The sequence below is a fragment of the Microbacterium schleiferi genome (assembly GCF_038150145.1).
GTDB classification, from domain to species: Bacteria; Actinomycetota; Actinomycetes; order Actinomycetales; family Microbacteriaceae; genus Microbacterium; species Microbacterium schleiferi_B.
The window spans coordinates 1-1247 of the sequence record NZ_JBBWSA010000020.1; the positions used below are offsets into that span (position 1 = coordinate 1).

The 1247-nt window shown below is 66.5% G+C and carries 1 protein-coding gene; it reads right to left on the reverse strand.

Features of this window, described 5'->3' with window-relative positions:
* Positions 1-13: 13 nt before the first annotated feature.
* A protein-coding gene (locus AADH62_RS14525) for an IS3 family transposase (protein WP_341579584.1) occupies positions 14-1164 on the reverse strand; the annotation gives its coding sequence in 2 pieces (ribosomal slippage) (positions 14-894 and positions 894-1164; 1152 coding nt in all).
* Positions 1165-1247: the final 83 nt, after the last annotated feature.

Consider the following 1247-nt stretch of genomic DNA (forward strand, 5'->3'; position numbering starts at 1 on the left):
TGGGCTGCCCCCGTCATTCGGTCCGGTCGCTGTGCGAGTCGTCGGTTTCGATTTGATGGGTGCATTGCCGAGCGTAGTCGACGGGTGCGAGGTATCCGAGCGATGAGTGCCGGCGGTCGTGGTTGTACTCGGTCTTCCAGTCGCCGATCACGACCTGGGCGTGCAGGAGCGAGTAGAAGCTGTTGATGTTCAGGCATTCGTCGCGGAGACGGCTGTTGAACGACTCGACGTACCCGTTGTGCCAGGGCGAGCCGGGCGGAATGTAGAACAGGCCGGTGCGGGTGCCGGCCCAGTCGGCCATCGCGTCGCTGATGAACTCCGGGCCGTTGTCGGATCTGAGCACCGCGGGAGCGCCGCGGACGGCGACGAGGTCCTCGAGGTGCGCGGTGAGCCGGTCCGCGGTGATCGACCGCTCGACAAGCCCGCCGATGCATTCACGGGTGTGCTCGTCGACGATGGAGCAGATCTTGATCGCACGGCCCTGCTCATCGGCATCGAACTGGAAGTCCACCGCCCACACGAGATTCGGCGCGACCGCTGCCGGGGCATCGATGGTCGAGGAACCGACGCGTTTGCGGCGACGTCGCCCAGGGACGCGGAGGCCTTCCTCGCGCCAGAGCCGCTGGATCTTCTTGTGGTTCACGGCCCAGCCCTCGCCGCGAGCGTCGTGGTACGCCCTGCGGTATCCCCACCGCGGGTGCTTTTTTGCGTACGCACGCAACCAGTCCCGCAACGCCCTATCCGGGTCGGCGGCCGTGTCGCCCTTGAGCGGGCGACGGTACGCGGACCTGCTCAGCCCGGCCAGACGGCACGCCATCCGCTCGCTCACCTGCAGTGTCCTGATCAGGTGAGCGACGGCGGCGCGGCGTCTGTCCGGGCCTAGAAGTTTCCCTCAGCCAACTCCTTGAGCGCGGCCTTCTCCAACTCCGCTTCGGCCAGCAGCCGCTTCAAGGTGGCGTTCTGCTTCTCGAGCTCCTTGAGGCGTTTCGCGTCGTCGGCCTTCAGCCCGCCGTACTGGTTGCGCCACCGGTAGTACGTCTGCTCGGACACCCCGAGCTCGCGACACACTGCCGCGATGTCACTGCCGTCGGCGAGCATCCTGTCGGCCTGTCCGAGCTTGCGGACGACCTGCTCCGGGGTGTGACGCTTCCTGCTGTTCGTCATGATCTGACCAGTCTCCCTGCCCGAACCCTCGGGCGACAGGGCGACTCACATAACGACCGGACCTACAAAACGGGGTCAGCCCA